Annotated in this window: 19 protein-coding genes; 4 read left to right on the forward strand and 15 right to left on the reverse strand. The window is 36.8% G+C overall.

All coding sequences use genetic code 11. From position 1 onward, the window contains the following. Positions 1-6: 6 nt before the first annotated feature. The 3 genes from clpX to tig are packed head-to-tail and all read right to left on the reverse strand — an operon-like array spanning position 7 to position 3,160. A complete protein-coding gene (gene clpX, locus EZV73_RS22800; protein ID WP_240842759.1) occupies positions 7-1,251 on the reverse strand; it encodes an ATP-dependent Clp protease ATP-binding subunit ClpX in 1,245 nt (414 codons plus the stop codon). Between the two features lie 11 nt (positions 1,252-1,262). After that, on the reverse strand, positions 1,263-1,844 hold the full coding sequence (clpP, locus tag EZV73_RS22805) for an ATP-dependent Clp endopeptidase proteolytic subunit ClpP (protein WP_240842760.1): 582 nt from the start codon (positions 1,842-1,844) through the stop codon (positions 1,263-1,265). Positions 1,845-1,873: 29 nt separating this feature from the next. Further along, positions 1,874-3,160 carry a trigger factor gene (gene tig, locus EZV73_RS22810; RefSeq protein ID WP_240842761.1) on the reverse strand — a complete coding sequence of 429 codons (1,287 nt, stop codon included), beginning with the start codon at positions 3,158-3,160 and terminating at the stop codon, positions 1,874-1,876. Between the two features lie 341 nt (positions 3,161-3,501). Here tig and EZV73_RS22815 point away from each other — a divergent pair, with 341 nt between their 5' ends. Beyond that, positions 3,502-5,589: an ATP-dependent helicase gene (locus EZV73_RS22815; RefSeq protein ID WP_240842762.1), complete on the forward strand. Its 2,088-nt coding sequence runs from the start codon at positions 3,502-3,504 to the stop codon at positions 5,587-5,589. An 18-nt stretch (positions 5,590-5,607) separates the two neighbouring features. Here the strand turns inward: EZV73_RS22815 and EZV73_RS22820 are convergent, their stop codons facing one another. From EZV73_RS22820 to EZV73_RS22835, 4 genes are all read right to left on the reverse strand, one after another. After that, entirely contained in the window at positions 5,608-6,333 is a 726-nt protein-coding gene (locus EZV73_RS22820; protein ID WP_240842763.1) for a hypothetical protein, read from the reverse strand. 110 nt (positions 6,334-6,443) lie between these two features. Continuing rightward, positions 6,444-7,325 (reverse strand): alpha/beta hydrolase, encoded by an 882-nt coding sequence (locus EZV73_RS22825; protein WP_240842764.1) that lies wholly within the window; start codon positions 7,323-7,325, stop codon positions 6,444-6,446. 79 nt (positions 7,326-7,404) lie between these two features. Then, complete coding sequence (locus EZV73_RS22830; RefSeq protein ID WP_240842765.1) at positions 7,405-8,622, reverse strand: 6-phosphofructokinase; 1,218 nt, start codon at positions 8,620-8,622, stop codon at positions 7,405-7,407. Positions 8,623-8,704: 82 nt separating this feature from the next. Then, positions 8,705-10,207 carry a carboxypeptidase M32 gene (locus EZV73_RS22835; protein ID WP_240842766.1) on the reverse strand — a complete coding sequence of 501 codons (1,503 nt, stop codon included), beginning with the start codon at positions 10,205-10,207 and terminating at the stop codon, positions 8,705-8,707. 124 nt (positions 10,208-10,331) lie between these two features. On the opposite strand from EZV73_RS22835, the gene EZV73_RS22840 reads away from it, so the two are divergent. Then, the gene (locus tag EZV73_RS22840) at positions 10,332-10,838 is read left to right on the forward strand and encodes an SEC-C metal-binding domain-containing protein (RefSeq protein WP_240842767.1); all 507 of its coding nucleotides are present in this window, start codon (positions 10,332-10,334) and stop codon (positions 10,836-10,838) included. A gap of 61 nt (positions 10,839-10,899) precedes the next feature. On the opposite strand, the gene EZV73_RS22845 is transcribed toward EZV73_RS22840, so the two are convergent. Genes EZV73_RS22845 through EZV73_RS22855 form a run of 3 tightly spaced genes read right to left on the reverse strand, consistent with a single transcriptional unit; the run spans position 10,900 to position 13,003 of the window. Then, on the reverse strand, positions 10,900-11,604 hold the full coding sequence (locus EZV73_RS22845) for a 1-acyl-sn-glycerol-3-phosphate acyltransferase (RefSeq protein ID WP_240842768.1): 705 nt from the start codon (positions 11,602-11,604) through the stop codon (positions 10,900-10,902). Further along, on the reverse strand, positions 11,604-12,560 hold the full coding sequence (locus EZV73_RS22850; protein WP_240842769.1) for a 3'-5' exoribonuclease YhaM family protein: 957 nt from the start codon (positions 12,558-12,560) through the stop codon (positions 11,604-11,606). Before EZV73_RS22850 ends, EZV73_RS22845 begins: the two co-directional genes overlap by 1 nt. 11 nt (positions 12,561-12,571) lie before the next feature. Further along, positions 12,572-13,003: a hypothetical protein gene (locus tag EZV73_RS22855; protein ID WP_240842770.1), complete on the reverse strand. Its 432-nt coding sequence runs from the start codon at positions 13,001-13,003 to the stop codon at positions 12,572-12,574. A 152-nt stretch (positions 13,004-13,155) separates the two neighbouring features. On the opposite strand from EZV73_RS22855, the gene EZV73_RS22860 reads away from it, so the two are divergent. Together EZV73_RS22860 and EZV73_RS22865 are read left to right on the forward strand one after the other, a co-directional pair. Next, positions 13,156-13,530 (forward strand): response regulator, encoded by a 375-nt coding sequence (locus EZV73_RS22860; protein WP_240842771.1) that lies wholly within the window; start codon positions 13,156-13,158, stop codon positions 13,528-13,530. Between the two features lie 76 nt (positions 13,531-13,606). Then, entirely contained in the window at positions 13,607-14,296 is a 690-nt protein-coding gene (locus EZV73_RS22865; RefSeq protein ID WP_240842772.1) for a B3/4 domain-containing protein, read from the forward strand. A gap of 31 nt (positions 14,297-14,327) precedes the next feature. Here the strand turns inward: EZV73_RS22865 and EZV73_RS22870 are convergent, their stop codons facing one another. The 5 genes from EZV73_RS22870 to EZV73_RS22890 form a co-directional block, all read right to left on the reverse strand. Then, positions 14,328-15,071: a peptidylprolyl isomerase gene (locus EZV73_RS22870; RefSeq protein ID WP_240842773.1), complete on the reverse strand. Its 744-nt coding sequence runs from the start codon at positions 15,069-15,071 to the stop codon at positions 14,328-14,330. 65 nt (positions 15,072-15,136) lie between these two features. Next, the gene (locus EZV73_RS22875; protein ID WP_240842774.1) at positions 15,137-15,535 is read right to left on the reverse strand and encodes a response regulator; all 399 of its coding nucleotides are present in this window, start codon (positions 15,533-15,535) and stop codon (positions 15,137-15,139) included. Then, positions 15,532-18,513, reverse strand: coding sequence for a PAS domain S-box protein (locus tag EZV73_RS22880; protein WP_240842775.1), 2,982 nt, complete (start codon positions 18,511-18,513; stop codon positions 15,532-15,534). Before EZV73_RS22880 ends, EZV73_RS22875 begins: the two co-directional genes overlap by 4 nt. A 7-nt stretch (positions 18,514-18,520) precedes the next feature. Further along, on the reverse strand, positions 18,521-18,967 hold the full coding sequence (locus EZV73_RS22885) for a chemotaxis protein CheW (RefSeq protein WP_240842776.1): 447 nt from the start codon (positions 18,965-18,967) through the stop codon (positions 18,521-18,523). A 1-nt stretch (position 18,968) separates the two neighbouring features. Next, positions 18,969-20,978, reverse strand: coding sequence for a chemotaxis protein CheA (locus EZV73_RS22890; RefSeq protein WP_240842777.1), 2,010 nt, complete (start codon positions 20,976-20,978; stop codon positions 18,969-18,971). Positions 20,979-20,980: the final 2 nt, after the last annotated feature.

Below are 20,980 nucleotides of genomic sequence, written 5' to 3' on the forward strand. Positions count from 1 at the left end.
TTCTAATTAAGATGCATTTTCATTGTTGTTATCTAATAGAAGTGTTGGTTGCTGATTGTTTTCAATCGTTTCTTTTGTTATTACACATTTTTTAACATCACTTCTTGAAGGGATATCGTACATGATATCCATCATGACTTTTTCAATGATACTTCTTAAACCACGCGCACCAGTTTTTCTTTCGATAGCCAGTTTGGCAATAGCTGCTAAAGCATCTTCATTAAACTCTAACTCAACTCCATCTAATTCAAATAATTTATGGTATTGTTTTGCTAAAGCATTTTTAGGCTCACTTAAAATTCTAACAAGAACTTCTTCTGTCAACTCATGAAGTGAGACCACAACTGGTAAACGACCCACAAACTCAGGAATCAAACCAAACTTCAGTAAATCCTGTGTCTCAAGCTTTTCAAGTAATGCACCAATTTCAAAGTCTTTTTTACTTCTAATTTCAGCACCAAAACCTAGAGCTTTCTGACCAGTACGCTTTTCAATGATTTTTCCAATACCATCAAACGCACCACCACAGATAAATAGAATGTTGGTTGTATCCAATTGGATAAATTCTTGATGTGGATGTTTCCTGCCACCTTGAGGTGGAACATTTGCTACAGTGCCCTCAATCATCTTAAGAAGCGCCTGTTGCACACCTTCACCACTTACATCACGTGTGATAGAAGGATTTTCTGATTTTCTAGTAATCTTATCAATCTCATCAATATAGATAATACCACGTTGAGCGGCTTCTACATCATAATCTGCTGCTTGAATAAGCTTCAAAAGAATATTTTCAACATCTTCACCAACATAACCTGCTTCAGTTAAAGAGGTAGCATCTGCAATAGCAAATGGTACATTTAAGATCTTAGCAAGTGTTTGTGCTAGAAGTGTTTTACCAGAACCAGTTGGTCCCATTAATAAAATATTAGACTTTTGAAGTTCAATGTCATCATCCATCTTATGATTGATTCTCTTGTAATGATTGTAAACCGCTACAGATAAGGCTTTCTTAGCACGGTCTTGACCAATAACATAATCATTAAGTGTTGTGTTGATCTCAGCCGGCTTAGGTAGGTTATCTATATCGAAATCATACATTTCCTCGACTTCTTCTGAGATGATTTCCTGGCAAAGTTCGATACACTCATCACAAATGTAAACATTTGGACCAGCGATCAATCTTTTTACCTGATCTTGAGACTTACCACAAAACGAGCATCTCAAGTGCTTCTTATCTTCATATTTTGACATATTGTCACCTCTTATCTTGAAGTAATCACCTTATCGATTAAGCCATATTCTTTGGCTTCTTCAGCACTAAGGAAATTATCTCTTTCCGTATCTTGACAAACCTTCTCATATTCTTGACCTGATCTTTCTGCCATTATACGATTTAACTTTTCTTTCATCTGAACAATTCTTTCAGCATGAATCATAATATCTGTTGCTTGACCCCTTGTGCCACCTAAAGGTTGATGAATCATCACCTCTGAGTTAGGTAAACAGTAACGCTTACCTTTAGCACCTGCAGTTAAAAGGAAGGCTCCCATACTAGCTGCCATACCAACACAAATTGTTGATACATCTGGTTTAATATATTGCATGGTATCGTAGATTGCCATACCGGCAGTAATCGATCCACCCGGACTGTTGATGTAAAGATGAATGTCTTTATCAGGATCATCAGCTTCTAAGAATAGAAGCTGAGCCACAACCACACTCGCTGTGTGATCATTGACTTCATCACCTAAAAAGATGATTCTATCTTTTAAAAGTCTTGAATAAATGTCATACGTTCTTTCGCCACGATTTGTTTGTTCTACTACATAAGGTATTGTTGCCATAGCTTAAACCTCCTTTTATACGGTTTTGTCTACTTTAACTTTGCATTATCTACTAAGAAGTCTACTGTTTTTCTAATAGCGATTGTATTCTTTATATACTCAAAATTATCAGCTTCAAACATTTTCTTGATTTGCTCAATGTCTTGTTTTTGTGCTTCAGCGTACTTTTCCATTTCAGCATTTAAATCTTCTTCAGTCGCTTCAATGTTCTCTAATTCTTTAACTTTTTCAATTACTAAGTTAGTCTTAACTCTAGTTAAAGCATCATCAGCCATTTGAGCTCTTAATTGCTCTACAGTAGTACCAGTTAATTCAAAGTACTTGTCTAATTGTAGACCTGAGTATTGTAATTGCATTTGGAAATCTCTTAACATATGATCAGTTTCCATATCGATCATACCTTGAGGAATTTCAATATCTACTAATCCAGAAACAGCCTCAATAACTTTGTCTCTTTGAGCTGCTTTATCAGCATTTTCAGCTTGCTCTACCATAATTCTCTTTAAGTCAGCCTTGTACTCATCTAAAGTATCAAACTCAGATACGTCTTTAGCAAACTCATCATCTAATTCTGGTAATTCTTTTCTTGAAATAGAATTAACTTTTACTTTGAAAACTACTGGTTGACCAGCTAAGTTTTCAGCTTGGTAGTCTTCTGGGAAAGTTACATTAACGTCAACATCAGCACCAACCTCAGCACCAACTAACTCCTCTTCAAAACCAGGAATAAATTGACCTGAACCGATTGTTAAGTCATGACCTTCTGCGGTACCACCTTCAAATTGCTCTTCACCTAAGAAACCAGCATAGTTGATGTTAGCAGTATCGCCGTTTTCAACTTTACCTTCTTCAATAGTAATCACACGACCATTTTGATCTTGAACTCTCTTAAGTTCTTCTTCTAATTGCTCATCCGTTACTGGGTTCTCAACTTTTTCTACTTCAATGCCTTTATAGTTATCAAGTTCGAATTCAGGCTTCACTTCTACGATAGCCTCTAACTCTACACCTGTTTCCATATTGATTTCTTTGATATCAACATCTGGTCTGTCAACAACGTCTAATTTTAACTCGTCGATAGCCTTTGGGTAGTGCTCGTTTAATAAGATGTTGATAGCTTCTTCATAAAATACGCCTTCGCCGTATTGCTTCTCGATGATGCTCTTTGGAGCTTTACCTTTTCTGAAGCCAGGAATGTTGAATCTTTTTCTTTCCTTTGTGTAAGCACTCTTCACTGCAGCGTTAAAATCTTCAACACTAGCCTTCATGCTTATTGTAACCTTATTATTTTCCTTTTTTAGTAATTCATAATTCATTGTTTATGATCCTCCTAGAATTTAGTTAATGTATATAAACGCCTCAAGAATTGCCGTACAATTCAAGACATAGTTATATCAATTTTAATTACCCATATATACTATCTCAAATAGGCTCGTATGTAAATAGATTTTACGTTTTTTTTATCACATAAAGGCTTGAAAACACTCAAATCCTCAAATCCTAGAAAACAAGTAGGAATTTCTATCTATATCTATCATATTACATGGTAAAAATAAAAGATAGGCAAAAGACATTTTTAGCCAAATTATCATTTCTACCGACACTCTAGATATTGTGTTATAATCAATAGGTAACTTATTTTAGTAAAGGAAGTTTTATGTCACTAATTACAGAAAACTTAGGATTTCAACTCAATGACGCACAGGCAAAAGCTGTTATGCATAAAGATGGCCCTGCCCTGGTACTGGCTGTACCCGGTTCAGGTAAAACAACCATTTTGATTTGTCGTACCCTTCATTTGATACACGACATGCATATTGATCCAAGGCGTATCCTGTCTCTGACTTTTTCAAAGGCAGCAGCCATTGACATGCATGAACGTTATTTAAGTTTATTTCCTAACTTCAATTATAAAATCGCATTCTCAACCATTCACCGTTTTTGTTATTCAGTGCTTTTAGATTACTTTAAAAGGGTCGGTAGAATGTATACCCTATTAGAATCAAAAGAATCGCCAATTAAGAAACAACAACTCTTAAAAGAGATTTTTTATAATGTCAATCATGCCTATATGAATGAAGAAACTTTTGAAGACCTTTCTTCTGCCATTGGCTATATCAAAAATATGATGATTGCACCTGAAGATCATGAAACGCATATCGAGAATTTCGACAAGATCTTTACCGCTTATGAAGATTATAAGAAAGAACACCTGCTAATGGACTTTGATGATATGCTGACCATGTGTCACACCTTATTTGATAAGAAGCCTCAAATTCTTGAATACTATCAAAGTAAGTTTGACTACATTCAGGTTGATGAGTGCCAGGACACATCCAAGGTCCAACATGCCATCATCAAACAGCTTGCAAGTAAACACCACAATGTTTACATGGTAGCTGATGATGACCAGTCTATCTATGGCTTTAGAGGTGCTTTTCCTCAGGCCATCATCAAGATCGACGACCATTATCCAAACACAGAACGTTATCTTTTAGGGACCAACTACCGTTCAGCTAAAGACATTGTTTCATTATGTGATAAGGTCATATCAAGCAACTCAGTCCGTCATGACAAGGTCTTCAGTCCTTTTAAGACCCATGACAGTCATATGAGATTGGTTTATACCGATACCACAGAAGAACAAGTCCAGTTTATTGTGGACGAACATAAAAAAGCAGATGGTTCTGAAGCCATCCTCTTTAGAAACAACATCTCACTTATTCCACTTGCGGATAAGTTAAATAAAGAAGACATTGATTTTGTCATCAAAGACAACAAACACCACTTCTTTAACAACTGGTGTACCTTTGATATCCTGTCTTTTATGAAATTGGCCATGGTACCAAATGATTTAGAAGCCTTTGAAAAGATCTACTACAAGATGAATGCTTATATATCCAAAGCCCAGGTTCAGTACATCAAGGACCATTACAACGGCATCAATGTTTTTGATATCTTATGTCAAATGCCTGGTATGGAGAAGTTTAAACTTCAAAACATCAGAAAGATCAAGGCCAACTTTGAATACTTATCTTCATTGAAGCCTGATATCGCCATTGATTTTATAGAAGATGAACTCAATTACAAACAGTATCTGAATGACCATTGTAAAAAGAACAACCTGTCTATAGAAGCCCAGAACAAGATCTTGGATATTTTAAAGGTACTGGCTTCAGACACAGACAGTTTGGTTGGCTTTTTAAACAGGCTAGATGATTTAAAGAAAATCCTATATACGGCTTCAACCAATAAAAACCCCCATGCCCTTAAGCTCTTTACCATGCATGGTTCTAAGGGACTGGAATTTGACCATGTCTATATCGTGGATATGGACGATCATATCTTCCCATCTAAGTATGCAGTGGACTTATATGACCGTGGTGATAAAAGCCTATTCGAAGAAGAAAGACGCCTCTTCTATGTGGCCCTATCGAGAGCCAAGACTAAGCTGACCCTTGTACAGACCAAGTTTAGAAACGGTGGCTACAACAAGGCCTCTAGATTTGTAAAGGAATACACCAAAGCTGCAGGTCAGTCACTCAAGACAGAGCACTACAAGCTTGAAAGACGCATGAGCTTAGACGGTTTTGAAATCGGCGATGAACTCCTGCACACCTCTTTTGGTGTAGGTACACTGGTAGATATCGACAACGACAGAATCATGATTGAGTTCAAAGATTCTACCAAGGTCTTTTCAACAGACATCTGCTTAAACTCAAAAATAATCATGAAAATAACCTAGAGGCCTGGCCTCTAGGTTTTATTCTACAGATATTTCTATCCAATCCATGTCAAGAATATGACCCGTATTGTAACCATAGCCGTGCATATACAAACGGACGCGGTTATCTGTTAGGGCTGTTGTTTCTACTGAATAAACTTTGTCATTCAGTTTATAAGTTATTTTATTTGTAACAGTATCATAAATAAGCTCTTCTTCAAACCATTCATCAAAGATAGGCTCTGCCAGTTCATAGTTGTTGTTATACTCCCAAGTTCTAGGCAGTATCCTAAAAACATTGTTGCCTGGTCTAGATGATTCTTCAAAGGAATGCACATACTCAATCAGTACAAGCCCATTACCCAAAGTGGTTTGGTCATTGTTAAGTGCTGATGGAATCAAACCTTCATCTTTAGTTTCTAATAGGGCCATACCACCTGTAAAGTGGTCATTGGCATAAGTCATTTTAGTCCTTCTCTTAACCGTCAAAACATTCCCTGCCTGAAGCTCTATAGGCGCAGATAAAAGAATGGGACCTTGATCTACGTCATCCACCTCTAATCTTAAGATACCGTTATTCAATTTTGCCTTGTCATAGGATGAAAAATAAGTTTTCCATTCACCGACATACCAGAAATCTCTATCCAAGTCGTCAAAGTCATCTTTTAAATAAAAAGACGGCAATTCCGCTTCCTTATCACTGGTGAAGTAATAAACCCCAAAAGCGAAGGCGATAAAGACAATGAATACCAACAGTTTTCTCAAAATAACTCCTTAAAAGAATGAAATTATAAATGACATAATAGGCATAGCTGCCATAGCCACAGCCAATGTGAGTGCAATAATTCTTGCTGTCTTTCTGCTCATACTTCCTCCTACTCCTTAATCCATAATCTCAAGTCTTCTACAACTTGTTCATAACAATTTACCAAAGACATCCTAAAGCCAGTTTCATAAACCTTTCTCTTAGCATCTTTAAATAAATTCTTTAGTTCTCTTACTTCTATTCTATCACTGGCATCCCCAATTTCTAATACCAGAATTTTACCCTTATAACTTTCAAAATCAGATGGATTTAGCTCATAAGACATCCAGAACTCACGAACATTGTCATAAATCATCCGCATGCGTTCTTGAGAGGTTTCTAGAAGGGCCTGTTTATAAAGGGCTTCCCAGAAATGTCTGTTTTCATCTAATCCTAGTTTTACATCTTCTGCAATCCGCCTTGATAAAGATTGATGCATGCTCTTTTCTGAGAAAAACCTAAAGGTTTTATCCAGTCTCTTATAAGATTTTACAAACTTCTTTACCAGCTTAGGATTGATCTCTGATGTTTTTGTTTCACTGTCAAGCATGGCTATACCAGCTACCAAATCAGGTGCCATCCTTGTCATTATTTGAGCCACTATGCCACCAAAGGAATAACCGAAGATATACAGTTTTTCCGGTGATATGCTTCTTGCTAATTCTAAAAACCCTTTACTCTGAGTTTCTAAGTTCACACCAGCTTGATAATCTGGTACAATCACACGAAAGTTTTCACTTAAGCTAAGCATATATCGATAAAATGTTATTGCATAACCATTACTTGAAGGCAAAATCATAATGACTGTGTCTGAATCACCGACATCATAATAAGTCAAACAATGGTCACCTTGGTCAAAGACTTTCTGCGGCTCGTCATTTAAAAATGTATTCAGCTCACTTTTAAGGTCTTCCTCGGCATACTCAAATAGACTTTCATCAATTTCTTTCATCTATTACTCCAATCTACTACTACTTATTATAGCCTAAATTGCAAGTAAAAAAAAGGATGGCTTAGCCATCCTTAATATATTATTTCTTTATAATCTTCTCTACTCTTGGCGCTCTGATTCTGTGAGCTTCAGGTAGATCTGAACCAGCAAGTGGTCTAACGTAGTTAACGAATGCTTGAGTAACACCGTTTCTTTCTTCGTTAATGAACTCATCTGGCATGTGCTTAGTCTTAGCAGCAATCATTTCAAGTGGTACTAATTTGTAATCTACAGCATAGTCACCGATTCTCTTGATAACAATTGAACCATCCACATTGTCCCAGATAGCAAATTGAGCAGCTTTTTCACCAACTTCTCTTGCTTCTCTTTGGTCAACGTCAGAAACACAACCTAAGAATGATCTTTGTAAGTAACCGAAAGTATCTGAACGAACACGGCTGATACCTAAGTTGTTCTTAACTTCTTTAACAAGTAAGTCACCTAATGCGCCTGTACCTGATAACTGAACATTACCATGAGCATCTTTCTCAATGTTATCCATTAACTTAGTGATGATTGCAGTACCATCAGCATCTTGAATACCTTCTGAAACAGCTACGATACAACGACCGAACTTCTCATAAGTATCTTTAACGTCTTTAAGGAACTTGTCCATTTCAAAATTTACTTCTGGTAAGTAGATTAGATGTGGACCATCGTCTGGATATTTCTTACCTAAGATAGAAGCAGCAGTTAAGAAACCAGCATGTCTACCCATAACAACACCAATGTATACGCCTGGTAAAGCTCTGTTATCTAAGTTAACACCAGCAAAAGCTTGTGCAACGAATCTAGCAGCAGAACCGAAACCTGGTGTATGGTCATTTTCAACTAAGTCGTTATCAATTGTCTTAGGAATATGAATTGCTCTGAATTCGTAGTTAGCTTTTTTTGCTTCATCATTTACAATTCTTACTGTGTCAGATGAATCGTTACCACCTACATAGAAGAAGTATCTGATATCGTGTGCTTTCATCACATCAAATAATTTTCTACAGTAAGCTTCGTCTGGCTTAACTCTTGTTGATAATAAACCTGATGAAGGTGTTTGAGCTACTAACTCTAAGTTGTGAGTTGTTTCTCTTGTTAAGTCAACAAACTCTTCATTCATAATACCTTCCACACCATTTACTGCACCATAAACAGCAGTAACTTGTGGAAACTTTCTCGCTTCTAAAACAGCACCAACCATCGATTGGTTGATTACAGCAGTTGGACCGCCACCTTGAGCGACCAATACTTTACCTCTTAGTTCCATAAGAATCCTCCAATGTATATAATTTTAATTTTGATCAACATTAGAGGGACGCATATCGTCCCTATAGCGTTTTCTGTACCCACTATAGATTATATAAAGATTTGTACTTGTTTGTCAAATATTCTACGTAATATTTACTGTCGAAACGTTTTCCTGTTGCAAGCTCAATTATTTCCTCTGGCGTTTTTAATGAACCATGCACATGAATATGTTTATGGAGCCATTCATTAACATTTTTGTAATCACCTTTTTGTAGGTCGCCTTCGAAATCCACTGCCTCTTGTAGGTAGTAGGCAAACTGAGAAGCATAAGCTGAACCGATAGAATAAGTCGGGAAATAGCCAAATAAACCAAATGACCAGTGAACATCTTGTAAAACACCAAGTTCATCATTTGGTACATCCAAACCTAGGTAGTCCTTATATTTCTTGTTCCATAATGCTGGCAACTCATCTACACTAACTTGACCTGTCATAATGGCCTTTTCTATTTCATATCTTATTATAATATGAAGTGAATAGGTAAGCTCATCTGCTTCAACTCTGATAAATGAGTTTTCAACCTTGTTGATACCTGCGTAGAAATCCTCTAATGTGACATCTTTTAATTGCTCAGGGAAGAATGCTTTTAACTTAGGATAGTAGTGTTCCCAAAAGGCCTTTGATCTACAAATGATATTTTCATACATTCTTGACTGAGATTCATGTATCCCTGAAGATACCCCCGTATCTAAGCCAGTAAACTGTAAATCTTCATTGATGTTTTGCTCATAAATAGCATGACCACCTTCATGGGCAGCAGAAAAGACAGCTGATGTCATTAAGTTTTCAAAGTATCTAACTGTTAATCTAACATCATTTACATTCATGCCATTTGTAAATGGGTGAACCGATTCTTTAACTTCACCGGCATCGTAATCAAAACCGAGATCGTCCATCAACTGAATACAAAATGCCTTTTGATCTTCTATAGGAAATGATCTTGTTAAAAATTCTGTATTATAAGCAAGCTCTGTTTCATTAATGGCTTTAACTAATGGCACGATTGACGCCTTTAAGTTATCAAAGTACTCATCTAAGATCTCTACGGTCATGCCTTCTTCGTAATCATCTAAAAGCGGGTTGTAAGGATGGTCTTTATAACCTCTGTAGTCTACAAACTTCTTTTGATAATCGATGATTTCACCTAAGACATCTTTAAACATTGAATAGTCTTGGGCTTCTTTGGCATCTTCCCAAATAATCTGTGACTTGGCTTGAAGCTCTGCATAAGCTCTGGCCTCGTCTTTAGGAATCTTTGTATTGTTGTCGTAAGTCTTCTTGCTAAGTACAACCATACGTCTGGTCACTTCATCTAATTCATCCATATGGTCTAGAAGGATATCCAGTAAATCTTTCATCTCCTGACCTGTTTGGATTTCAAAAGACTTCATGGTATAGATACCGATCATTTTGGCCCTGTAGCCCATGCCTTTTTTAGAACCGCCAGTTGACATATCCCAGTTGAGCATGGCACCAGCAACACCATAGGCAGCAAGTGTTTCTTTTAATGCTTTAAATTCTGCAATTTTCTCTTGTAAATTCATAATATACCTCCATCTTAATTAATGCCCATTCAAGACTCATTATAACACATAATTTTTGGGATTGAGTATTATGAAAGACTGTGATATACTTGTAAAAGCTAAAATTAGAATTCGAGGTGAAAGTATGTCAATTTATAAGGCGTGGACTGATTTATCAGACCAACAAACAAGCCAAGAAGCTTACAATAAGTTCTGGCAAGACTATTTCGTAAAAGAGCAAAAGAACTACGAAATGATCATTGAAGCAAAAGAAACAGCTCTTAAAGGACCAATCGCAGAGTTAGCTGAGAAGTTCTCAATGACAACTTCTGAGTTTGCAGGTTTCTTAGATGGTATCAACACATCTTTAGAAACTGAATTAGATTTAGAAGCTTTAGAAGAAGCATCTGAAATCGATGCGACAATTGTATGGGATAAGTTATACTACAACATGTTAGTGGCTAAGGCTGACTGGTTATATGGTATTCCTGCTTGGGATGGTATCTTCACAGAGGAAGAAAGAAAAGCTATCAGAAAGCAATACAACAAAGACCACACAGTTGTTAAAGGCGATAAGATCGGTAGAAACGATCCTTGTCCATGTGGTTCAGGTAAAAAATATAAGAAATGTTGCTTAAATAAAGAAGCATAAGATTTAAGCTATCCCAGCGGGATAGCTTATTTTTATAAAAAAAAGCCAATCTAAGATTGACTTATAACTTTGATTCAATTATTTTAAAGACTTCTTCTCTCAGTAGGTATGAATCTGCAGATTCATACTGTGTTGAAGAAACCGGTTCTGATACTGTTACAGTAACTTCAGCAGGCTTGATCTTCATGGATCCTTTTTTCATAATATCGTATGAACCAGAAATGGTAACTGGAATAATTCTAGCTTCTGCCTTGGTCGCTAGCTTAAATGAACCAGGCTTAAACTCGCCCATCTTACCATCAAGACTTCTTGTACCTTCAGGAAAAATAACCAGTGCATAACCCTCTTTAACCACATTGATGCCTTCCTTGATAGCCTTAAGCGCTGCTCTTGGACTTGTTCTGTCCATAAAGATACACTTTAAAAACCTCATCCAGCCACCAACAATAGGAAAGTTTTCAGTTTCTTTTTTAGCAATGAAACCTTTTGGTCTTTTTAAATAGCCAAGCATGATTGGAATATCAAAGTTGGATTGATGATTGGCTACAAATACAATGGGTCCTTCATCAGGAATATTTTCTTCACCAACAACCTTTACACTTGAACCAGACATCTTAACCATAGACTGTGCCCATTTCTGAACCAAAGGCTGCATTTGATCTTGGATGTTTTCACCCTTTTTGTCTTTAGACTTAAAGATAAAGTATCTTGGTAGTACAGCAATTTGATACAACCAGAAATGAATAAACCAAATAAGAGTTCTCATTATTTCTCCTTCTTGTAATTGTATAATCTTCTCTTATCTAAAACCCAGATAGGACCTGTAAATTCACCAGGATTGGTATCTCTATAAGCCAGTTCCATATCGTACATTCTAGCATCAATCATATCGATATAGTGAAGTAGTTCACCTTCAGGCAACATAGGCTTTTTAGGTGATCCGAACTCAGGCTCGTAGTGATGTGAAAGTACCAGGTGCTGAAGAACAAGTGATAACTCTTCATCTATGCCAAGCTTTTTAGACATTTCATCAATCTTTTTAACACCCATGATGATATGGCCCAGTAGTTGACCTTCTCTTGAATACTCAGAAACAATACCTAAATCATCTGATACCATTTCATTGATTTTCTCCATATCATGTAAGATGATACCTGAAATCAAAAGGTCCTCATCCACATGTGTATAAACTTTACATAAGGCCTTACCCGTTTCGATCATACGCTTTAAATGATATAAAAGACCTGATCTGATGGCATGGTGGTTAGACTTAGCAGCAGGTGCTGTTAAAAGCTTTTCGCTGTAGTCTTCTACAATGGCCTTTAAAAGAATCTTTAACTGATCGTTTTTAAAAGCATCTATAGTTTCCATTAACTCATTCATCATGTCTTCAGCCTTAAATGGTGCTGAAGGCACATAGTCTGTGATGTCGATTTGATCTTCTTCACCGACTAAACGGATGCGTGTCACCTTAAGCTGCATCACATTTTGCCATGAGGTCACATTACCTCTGACCTTTACAAGGATACCTGTTTGGTACATATCCTCATAACCGTCTTTTACATCCCATAACTTAGAATTGACTTCCCCTGTCTTATCAGCCAGGGTAAAATCCAAGTATTTTTTATTGTTACTAGAAGTCTTTACATTCAAGGCCTTGATGATAAAGTAGCCTTGAATCTCTTCTCCAACTTCAAATTCAGCAATTTTCTTTTCTAACATGTTCTACTCCATTATTTCTTGTTCTTATTAACCAATCTTATTGCACCTAAAGCACCATCAACAATCAACTGTAAAACGATACCTATTCCAATAAATATTGAAAGTGTTTTTCCAAGTTCCAATAAGGCCGGTACGAATACCATATCTACTGGTAAAAATTCTGTTGTCACTGCCCTGTATTTGATCAGCGACATCACAATACCGACTGCAGAAAAACCAAATAAAAAGAACTTTTTCATAACCAAAGCTGAAAAGACACCCAGGTAAACAGCAAAGAAAATAAATAAGCTGACCTTATAAGACATCTCTGTTGTAGGAAAGAAATGTGGAAATGGTGTGAACTCTGTAACAGCTTGCATATTAATGGATGACATATAGTATCTAGTAATAAATGCAAATATTATTGCGAGCATAATGGCAACAACAGCTTTTATTAGTTTCATATAATTTCTCCTTCTATTTTTCTAACTTTTCACATTATACTATAAATCCTTGCTTTCCCAAAGGTTGAACCTTAAATTTTAATATAATTATCACACACTTCTTTTGATTATTTTCCCATTTGTCGGGTATCATTGTGTTAGGAGGCTATCTAATGGAAACAACAAAGCGAACAGTACTGTATGTATCTGACAATAAATTTATGCATGTCGTAATAAAAGACACCCTTAAGCCACACAATATTTCTGTCGTCAGTGTTTACTCTGGCGTTGAAGCACTACAGATTCTAAAGGACTTAAAACCAGATTTGATTTTAAGTGATATTGACATGCCCGGCATGTCAGGTATCGATCTTTGCAAATCCCTCAAAGATATGGAAGACTATAAGAAGATACCTGTTGTCATCTACTCGGGTTCTGAAAATGATGAAGACATTGAAAGGGCCTTTCTGGTCGGTGCCAAAGGCTATATCATCAAGAAGTATCATAGAGAAGTCTTGGCAGAAAAGATCATACACTATATCCGCTAGCAATCATGTGATTGCTTTTTTTCTTGACTTGACACCTAGTGTAAGGTTTATAGTGTTAAAAAGGAAGGTGAACTATATGAAATATTCTGTTGCTAATTATGTATTCGATCAAGTACCATCTATTCGATTTGGTATTATTGTTGGAAGTGATATAAAAAATTCGCCAACAAGTCAAGAAGACAGTGACCTATTAAAGGAAGCGGAAGTAAATTTAAGAAGCCTAGTAGCGGTTGAAAATCTCAAGACCCACGGCAACTATCTTAATTACAGACAGGCCCTAAAGGCATTTGATATCAACCCAAACAAGTACATGAACTCTATTGAAGCCATGTCAAAGCGAGTTTTAAAAGGTGGAAGCTTACCTAGAATCAATGCCCTGGTAGACCGTTTAAATGCCATTGCCCTTAAGTATCAGATTTCACTGGGTGGTCATGACTTAAAGGATATCCATGCAGATTTAAGTGTAAGAAGATCAAGCTCTGATGATATTTTCTTACCTTTTGGTCAAACTGAGTTTGAAGCCATGCCTCAAGGTGAAATGATTTTTACATCTGGTAATGAAGTTCAAACACGTTACTGGTTATGGCGACAATCTGAACTTGGAAAAATGACTTTAGATACCAACCAAGTATTTTTTCAAATGGTAGGTTTTGATGCGAATCTAGAAAAGGCTATTGAGGAGACTGAAAACTTAATCAGAGAAAGGTTTGGCGGCAACTACAAGACATTTATAGTTGATAAGGAAATAAGATCAATTGAATTTTAAAAGCCTAGGGCAATTGCCCTAGGCTTTTTTATTACTTAACTTCTACAGTTACGTTTTTCTTAATTTCATCTACTTTAGCTAAGTAAACTTGTTGTTGCTTTTGTAACAATACAGTGTTAGCAATTTCTTCTTTAGCTTCTTCTAAAGTCTTTTGAGAAGCTTCTTGCTTGTCAGTTACCTTGATGATGTGGAAACCAAATTGAGTTGGTACAACACCACTTACTTCATTTACATCCATAGCAAATGCAGCATTTTCAAATTCAGGTACCATACGACCTCTAGTGAAGTTACCTAAGTCACCACCATTTTGAGATGATGGACAAGAAGAGTATTCCTTAGCAGCATCTTCAAATGACTTGTCGCCTTTTAATTCTTCAAGAATTACGTTAGCTTTTTCTTCAGTATCTACTAAGATGTGGCTAGCTGTTACAGACTCAGGGTTACTGAACATTGCAGCATTTTGACCATAGAAATCTTCGATTTCCTTGTCTTCTACTTTAACAGAATCTAAAAGTGTTCTGATAGCAAATTGCTTGATCATGTTCTCTTTAACAAACTCAAGCTCTTGTACAAATTCTTCAGTTTCATCAAGCTTGTTTTCTTTACCATCGATTAAGAATAATTCTTGGTGAATAAGCTCGTCTAATAATTGTTTTTGACCCTCTTCAGATTGAAATTGCATTGCTCTTTGTGGACCAATTTGTTGTAACAATGTATCAAAATCAGACTGACGAATTTCTCTGTCACCAACTAAGGCTAATACTTTATTTTCCATTATATTTTCTCCTTTAAAATTTGTCTTCTACAAAAGTTAATACTATCAGATAAAACGCCTTTTGTCTACTGGTCTATCAAGCCTAATTTTGTCATGACTTCAACAAGTTTCACTGTGTCTATCGGCTTAACTGCATAAGCCTCAGAACCCAGTTCATACGTCTTAAATATACCTTCTGGATCATTGAGGGCAGTGGTCATGATGATCTTGGTTCTATCCTTCTTAGATATGTTTCTTTCTTCCTCCAAAAGACGGATGGTTTTTAATGCTTTTACACCATCTACTTCTGGCATCATAATATCTAGACATACCAAATCATAATACTGTCCTGACTCTAATGCTGAAAGGAATACCTCAATCGCTTCCATTCCATCAACGGTTACATCACATTCTCCAAAGGTCGATAAAAATTTATATAAGAACTTGCGGCTTACATAGTCATCTTCTGCGATTAAAATTCTCATTTTATTTCGACTCCTTTCAACGTTTGATTGCTGTTTTCATTGATATACTCAATGATTTTATTATAACTGACATTTATTTTTTCATCATCTTCTTTTCTGATATTCATCTCCAGGTTAAAAATCAGCTTTCTAAGAGACTTGAGTCCAATAGATGTGACGAAATTCTTAAATGCATAAGATCGTTCTTCTAGTTTTTCATACTGGCTTCTTGATATTGAAAGAGCAATATACTTAAGCTGCATGTTGATTTTATCAAAGTTGTCTATCAGTATTTTTCTTTCATCACCTGAATTATCACTAGATTTAAGCTTAGACAGGATATCTGATATGGCCTTGTCATGAGACTTCTTGGTCTTTAGATGCCTATCCAAAGTTTGATAAAACTCATCTAGATCTATTGGCTTTGAAATATAGTCATTCATGCCCTTTGAGATAAACTTTTCCTTGTCTCCCTTGATGGCATAAGCCGTAAGGGCGATAATAGGAATGTTTTCCTTGTCTTTTTTCCTAATAAGCTCAGTCGCTGTTATACCATCCATTATCGGCATTTGAATATCCATTAGGATCAGATCAAACCTGCCTGACTCAAAGGTATCAACAGCCTCCTGGCCGTTGGCAACAAGTGTGATGCCATAGCCCTTTCTCTTTAATAGTCTCTGGGCAAGCTTTTGGTTGATGGCATCATCTTCTACTACTAAGATGTTAAAGCCAACACCCTTGGTATCTGCATCAATGATTTTTTCCTTGGTCTGACTAGAGATATCTCCAGAACACTTTCCGAGTGGAAGTTCTATTGTAAAGGTGGTCCCTTTACCGTAAACTGATTCAAATTCAATGGCGCCGTTCATCATTTCAACCAAACGTTTTGTGATGTTCAGTCCTAAACCTGTACCACCGAACTTTCTAGTAATAGACCCATCTCCTTGAGAGAAAGATGAAAAGATCTTTGACTGGTGTTTTTCCTTGATTCCTATGCCGGTATCTTTGATTTTAATAGACAGCCATTGTTCCTTGTCCGTTTCTGATTTTACATCTATATGGCAAGTCACAGAACCAAACTCTGTAAACTTAATGGCATTGCCCAGTACATTGTTAATGACTTGAGTGATCCTGACATGGTCACCTATTAAGCAACCCTCTATGTCATCTGAAACCAAGTAGTTAAACTGAACTTCTTTTTCATTGGCTTCAACTTTAAACGGCAGTGCAATTTTTCTAAAGATCTCCTTGGTGTTGAAGCGTTGATTTTCAAGAGGCATCTTACCCGCCTCTATCTTAGAAAAATCTAAAACACCGTTTATGATTTTTAGGAGGTTCTCAGCACTGTGCTTGATCATCTCTATGTTGTCTTTTTGCTTTTTATTAGGTTCTAACATCAGAGATACATTGGCCATGCCGATGATACCGTTAAGAGGCGTTCTTATTTCATGACTCATATTTGCTAAAAATTCACTCTTGGCATTATTGGCAGCGATGGCAAGTTCTCTTGACTTGATCATTTCCTGTTCCGTCACACGTCTTTGGGTCACATCATGTCCAAATAAAAGAAGTGAGACTTCATCGTCATTTAATATGTATTTCATGATGACTTCTAACCAAATAGCATGGCCTTCATGGTCTAAAAACCTGATTTCAAACTTTAAGTCATCTCTTGACTCTATACACTTTTCCATCATACGTGACATGATTTCTTTGTCCTGCCTATGAATCAAATCATAGATGGTTTTGTCAGAAAAGCCTTCTAAATCATAACCCAGCAGGGTCTTGTAAGATGGACTGTAATATTCAAGGCCTCCTTTAGGATTGATCTGAGTAATGGTGTCATGCAGGTGGTCTGTAACGAACCTAAGCTGCTTTTCATTTCTAACAATGGTTTTGGCCATTTCACGTTTGATGGTCACATCTTCAAAAGCCAGAACAACAAACTTCTTTCTAGAAAGGGTCATAAGCTCAGCATGAACCTTTAACCACCTCTTAGAATCTTTGTTTTTTGACACAGCAAATGAAAACTCAAAGTCTTGGATTCTCTCCTTTTCATCAAGGACTCTTTGCACCAGCTGAATGGTCGTTGCAATCTGTGGCTGATCTGCCAGATTGGTTAAATCCATAGAACGCTTTAAAGGAATCCTTAAGATGTTTTTACATTCATCATTGACCTGCAAGACCCTAAAGTTATCTGATACCGTGACGATACCGACTGGGATGGTATTGATGATGGTAGAAAGTTTCTTTCTTTCATCAATAAGCATCTGTCTGGAGTTTTTCTCAAAGGTGATGTCCTTTTCAGAAACCACATGATTAATCACGTTGCCTACCACGTCTCTTAATGAAACAATGGAAACATGGTACCACCGGTCATTGTATTTAGACCTTAACTCACCAACCCAGTAGTCCTTCTTATTAAGGACACTGACTATCCTGTCCTTGTCATCATGACTGATTGAGTAGCCGCATTCCTTCCAGAAGTTACAGGACTTTAAAACAGTGTCATAGTTTTCTTTGGCCTTGTCGTTCATATATTCAACCATCCACTCATGGTCTGTTATAATCACGGAATCTATGCTGTTTTCAAAGGCCTTTTTAAACTTTTCAAGATCATGTTCTATGTGTTTTAACCTGTCGATGTTCTTAAAGAAGATAACTGCACCAACCAATTCCTCCTCTATAATGGGTGATATAGAAGCTGATACAAAAATACATTTTGAATGAAAGGTCTTGATACAGGTCTCCTTTTTTAGACCACTCGAAAGTCTGTCTTCAAGGACATCTCTTAGGATTTGGTCATAGACTTCTTTTGTATAGTAGTCATGAATCCTAAAAATGTCGAAAACAGATTCACCTACCAGGGTTTCTTCTGACCCTAAAAGGTCATAAGCACTCTGGTTCATATAGGTGACTTTATAAGACAAATCATAAATGATAACACCATCTTTAGCATGATCAAGAATCTTATTTTGCCTAAGTATATTCTTATCCATAAATCACCTATACTATTAGATCCATTAACAGTGACTGACAATCCACTAAGAGGACGATTTGATCACCATGTTTTCCTATACCTGTTAAGAAATTTTCTTCCTTGTCTTCGAAGGTCGACGGCACGGTTACTTCAGCGATATTCACCACCTCTAAAACCCTATCCACAACAACGCCAACAGGCATGTCTTCCATCTTTATTACAACAATACAAGTTCTGTCATCGTAATCAATGGCTTCTTGATAAAATCTCAAACGTATATCAATTACCGGAATAATTTGCCCTCTTAAGTTGATAACGCCTTTTAAGTATGCCGGTTGTGAAGGTACATAAGTGACGTCCTGGATGCCGATGATATCATCCACAACATCTATGGCAATCCCGTATGCATCTTCACCTATGGCAAATGTTAAATATTTATTTTCATCTAGTTCAAGCATTTTATTGTCTTCCATATTAACCTCTTACCATCATAAAACCAGATGGGTCTAGTATCATACTGATACTGCCATCACCTAATAAAGCAAATCCTGATACACCTGAGATACGCTTGATGTATTTAGATAAACTCTTTACAACAACCTGCTGCTCTCCTACCAGTTCATCTGCTAAAAGAAGGACCTGCTGACCGTCGTGTTCGATCATAACAAAAATGCCTTGGTTGTTGTGTTGATCACCTTCTATTTCATAATACTCCGTCAAACGAATGAGCGGATGACAGACACCTCTGACCATAATCATCTCTTGCCCTTCAGGGTCCTTGATGATGTCATGCTGGTCTGCTATAAAAGATTCTTTGATAGACATAATCGGTAAAGTGAAGATGGATTTACCGACTCGCATCATCATACCGTCTACAATGGCTAAGGTCAGTGGAATCAAAATAGATATCTCAGTCCCTTTGCCCTGTTCACTTTCTATGACAATAGAACCACCTAAGGCATCGATGTTCTTATTCACAACATCCATACCAACACCTCTACCAGAAAATTCTGACACCTCTGTCTTAGTAGAAAAGCCTGCATTCATAATCATGGCATAAATCTCTTGGTCCGTATAAGCTTCTATAGGTTCTTCTAAGAGACCTTTTTCAAATGCCTTTTCGTAGATCTGTTCCTTGTCCAGTCCTCGGCCATCGTCTTTGACTTTTATAACAACATTACCACCTACATGTCTAGCAGACAGTTCAATGGTCCCGTTTCTATCTTTTCCAATACTCAGACGCTTCTTCTCATCTTCTATACCATGATCCATGGCATTTCTAATGATATGCATCAAAGGATCACCGATTTTTTCGATGACATTCTTATCAACTTCAGTGGTTTCACCTTCTAAAATCAAACGAACGTCTTTACCGATTTTCTTCTTCATATCTCTGACGATACGACTCATCTTTTGGAAGGTCATGGTCAGTGGTACCATCCGTACAGACATGACCACATCTTGCATCTCATTGATGACTAATCTAAGCTGCCTTGAAGCCTTGTCAAAATTACTCAGTTGAAGGTCCTGTAGGTCTTGGTTGTTTATAACCATAGATTCGGCTACAACCAGCTCACCAACTAAGTCCATTAAGAGGTCTACCTTTTGTACATCCACACTGATGAAGTTTTGCTTGACCTGCTGAACTTCTTCTCTTATAACAACTGGCTTTTCTACTTCTTCTTCAATAACAACTTCTTCTTCAAGGCCAGTCAATGACTTGATTGTCTCTATGTAAGCTTCTTCTTCTAGATAGTCTAGTTCCACATGATCTATATAAGGGAGTTCCTTAAAAAAATCGTCAACAACATTTTGAGTTTCTGAAGATTTACCTACCAGTAAAAATCCTTCTTCTTGTATGGTTTTACAAGTCCCTTCATTCTCAACAATATCTTCAGGAATGATGATTAGTTCCTCTGTGATGTCCTTTAAGTTATGGGCAATGGAAAAGGCTCTTACGTTTTCCATCTGGGCATCTGCTTCAAAGAAAAGCCTTGCTGAAAAGAACTGGTCTCCTTCAGCTACAGGTGCAGCCTGTGATGGACTGATAAAGTACTTTTGATCTTCATTTTCTTCAAAGGTCACCTTGCCACCCTTAAGTTCTTCTAAAAAGCCTTCAATTTCCTTAACAAGTGCTTCAGAAGACCCATCAGCACTTAAGCCATTTTCAAGCTTGTCCAGTTCCACCTTAAAGAAATCTATAGCATCAAAATTAAAATCAAGTACCTTAAGAAGGTCTTCTTCTGACAAGGTCACTTCCTTAAGGTAATCAAACAAGTCTTCTATCCGATGGCCAACCTTACCGATGTCTTCTAGTAACATCATCATAGAGTTGCCTTTGACAGTATGCATGATTCTAAATATTTCATCGATTTCATCGCTAATATCTTGTTTGGACTCTGAAGCCATAACCAGTTGTTCCAGCCTGTTAACCAGCTGTCCAGTTTCAAACAAATACATCTCCATCATTGGATCGTGTACCATGT

The sequence above is a fragment of the Acidaminobacter sp. JC074 genome, from assembly GCF_022496765.1.
GTDB lineage: Bacteria > Bacillota > Clostridia > Peptostreptococcales > Acidaminobacteraceae > JABXKX01.